4 protein-coding genes are annotated in these 2,323 nt (G+C 36.1%); 1 reads left to right on the forward strand and 3 read right to left on the reverse strand.

The annotated features are described in order from the left end of the window. The first annotated feature begins 71 nt into the window (after nt 1-71). The gene (locus ABLA76_RS15415; RefSeq protein WP_348988592.1) at nt 72-299 is read left to right on the forward strand and encodes a hypothetical protein; all 228 of its coding nucleotides are present in this window, start codon (nt 72-74) and stop codon (nt 297-299) included. On the opposite strand, the gene ABLA76_RS15420 is transcribed toward ABLA76_RS15415, so the two are convergent. From ABLA76_RS15420 to ABLA76_RS15430, 3 genes are all read right to left on the reverse strand, one after another. Then, nucleotides 300-461, reverse strand: a complete 162-nt coding sequence (locus tag ABLA76_RS15420) for a hypothetical protein (protein ID WP_348988593.1) — start codon at nt 459-461, stop codon at nt 300-302. Between the two features lie 131 nt (nt 462-592). Next, nucleotides 593-1,027 carry a hypothetical protein gene (locus ABLA76_RS15425; RefSeq protein ID WP_348988594.1) on the reverse strand — a complete coding sequence of 145 codons (435 nt, stop codon included), beginning with the start codon at nt 1,025-1,027 and terminating at the stop codon, nt 593-595. Between the two features lie 14 nt (nt 1,028-1,041). Beyond that, nucleotides 1,042-1,656 (reverse strand): hypothetical protein, encoded by a 615-nt coding sequence (locus ABLA76_RS15430; protein WP_348988595.1) that lies wholly within the window; start codon nt 1,654-1,656, stop codon nt 1,042-1,044. Nucleotides 1,657-2,323 lie beyond the last annotated feature (667 nt).

A 2,323-nucleotide genomic window follows, 5' to 3' on the forward strand; every position in this document is an offset into this window, starting at 1 on the left:
TAAGCTGTTAGATCAGCCAAATGTCAACTAACCGAAGCGACGGCTGATTAGCTTCGTAAAAAGGTAACTCAATGACGACAATGATCACTCGTCGCATCCAAAATGTTCAAATATCCACAGACTCAGGTACTAAAGAGCAAGTGGCTTCTGAAGTTGGTGCTCTCAAATTTGCCGTAGCGTTATTGTTCTGCCGAATGCCTAAAGAAGATCAGAAGTATTTATTGTTAGAGATGCGTCAACTAAACGATGCGTATTCCAATAAACTTGCGGATGAATTACAGCAATTTCAGCTTAAGTAATTAACGGTCACCAACAGCGGTTGTGATCAGTAAATTCTTGCCGCAAATATCAATCGTTTTCTGATTAGCGGCAAAATAACAATCAACAGCTCCTCGTAGTTCAGAGAGCTGTTTTTCCAACTCAACGACTCTTCTTTCCAACTCTTCAATACGCTTTTCCATCATTCACCTCTCTAGTGAGTTAATAGGATGCCGACCGTAACAGGATTGGAGTGTTGAGACGTTGCGGTGGCGAATGTGAAAAAGGCCGCCTGAGCGACCTGTCTTGATATGCTACTGAATCTATGCAGAACCTAATCTATAGAGGCAGGCTGCACATCTGTTGAAACTTGTAAATACTTTTCAGGTGGAAGATAAAATTTTCCGTCTTTCGTATAATGACTGTAAACATCCACAATAGATATATGGCTAGAACCTTCTTTCCATTGAAAATGCAAGACCCAATCCGATGTTGAATACTTGTTGTGCCTTGTTACATACTCAGGCAGCCCAATATGGTAATGCCAAAGGTTATTGTCTTTAGTGTAACGGTAATTGGGATCATTAATATCGAGATTTTTCCATGAATAAGTAACCTTTCCGGGATAACATGAGAGGCTACCCATAGACAAACCATTCGTTTCATAAATCTCAATGAAATCTAGTATTTTATTTTGTTGTAATTCATCGAAATTCTTAAATTCTTGCGCAAAACAACGACCAAACGACCAAGTATAAGATATGGACATTCACCAAATCCCTATCATGCATGCTGAAGGATTAATCTCCGCTTTTCCTCTCTTGATAACTTTTTATCAACATGGATTTGCTTTTCTGAGAGAGCGAAATTCATTCTGTCTTGATCGACAACTATAACAGCTCTCTTGCGCTCTCGTAATGTTTTTTCGATTTTTATTATGTCATTCATAGAGTTTACTATTTCTCTCATGGCGGAGACGGTGTCCTTTCTCAAGGAGTTAACTAAAGCCTTTGATTTCCGTGGTGCTGCATTTGCCAACCTATCAAAAAGTTGAATGCTACTGTCAATAACGGGATTCATGCGATTTACTGTATCAGAAATCAAGCGCCATACTGGTTCTCTAACTTCTACTTCTTCGCCTTTATCAATCTTGTCTAAAGTTGAACTAATTACGCTTTTTAATTGTTCACTCTTCGTTGACAGGTTAGCAAGCATTTCATTTACTACTTCCTCTAAATGAAGAACTTGTTCATGAGTTAGAAGAACAGGAAGCCGCCTTTCTACTCCTTCTTCTATTTCCAAAACCTTTTCAATAATAGGAAGAGGAAGCTGTATTTGCATGCACAGCGAGATTAGGGATAAACCAATTACCGCTTTACCAGATTTAATAACATCCATAATGTTATCTCCGTTCAGCTCCACACAAAGCTATTTTCCTTACTTAATATCAGATATCTTAAGGTCTGCAACCTCTTTCTGAGGTAAACAGGATTGCCATTTATTCCTCAATAGATAATGGCATACATTAGCACATGTACGGATTTTATCCACAGATTTAGCGCGTAAAGTACCCTTGACTTTCTTATTTTGCAATATTTTTTTGTATCAAATCAAAGTTATTCACAATTAATCTACAGGAAAGGTTTAATTTCATAATTTTTGTGGATAATTTTTAGTTTAAAAGAATATTGTGCACAATATGAGTCAATAAATAGGGTCTATATTAAAAAATAACCAAATACAACTTTAGATAATGCATATAAAAACATCTATGAATTATGTAGTTGGTTAATATAACTACTGTTAAATTTATCTTTCGTATGTACTTCTGTTAAGTATTAAAATTCACTTAATAATTAATGCTAGAACCATCAATATATTCTACTTAACGCAAAACCCTTTATAAATTAAACGCCTTTGTATTGAACTTAGTACAAATGTACAAAATAAAAAACCACATCTCAGCGACCTTGAAATATTCATCTAAACATCCCGAACTTGCGGGATTTTGAACTACTGCATTTTTTGCAGAGGTTGGATAAAGCCATCGAATTCATCTTTCATG

The organism is Xenorhabdus sp. SGI240 (genome assembly GCF_040081915.1).
GTDB classification, from domain to species: domain Bacteria; phylum Pseudomonadota; class Gammaproteobacteria; order Enterobacterales; family Enterobacteriaceae; genus Xenorhabdus; species Xenorhabdus bakwenae.

Bases quoted from the DNA above. Each gene is read 5' to 3' on its own strand.
- ABLA76_RS15425 (WP_348988594.1), bottom strand. From the start codon at position 1,027: ATGTCCATATCTTATACTTGGTCGTTTGGTCGTTGTTTTGCGCAAGAA.
- ABLA76_RS15420 (WP_348988593.1), bottom strand. From the start codon at position 461: ATGGAAAAGCGTATTGAAGAGTTGGAAAGAAGAGTCGTTGAGTTGGAA.
- ABLA76_RS15430 (WP_348988595.1), bottom strand. From the start codon at position 1,656: ATGGATGTTATTAAATCTGGTAAAGCGGTAATTGGTTTATCCCTAATC.
- ABLA76_RS15415 (WP_348988592.1), top strand. From the start codon at position 72: ATGACGACAATGATCACTCGTCGCATCCAAAATGTTCAAATATCCACA.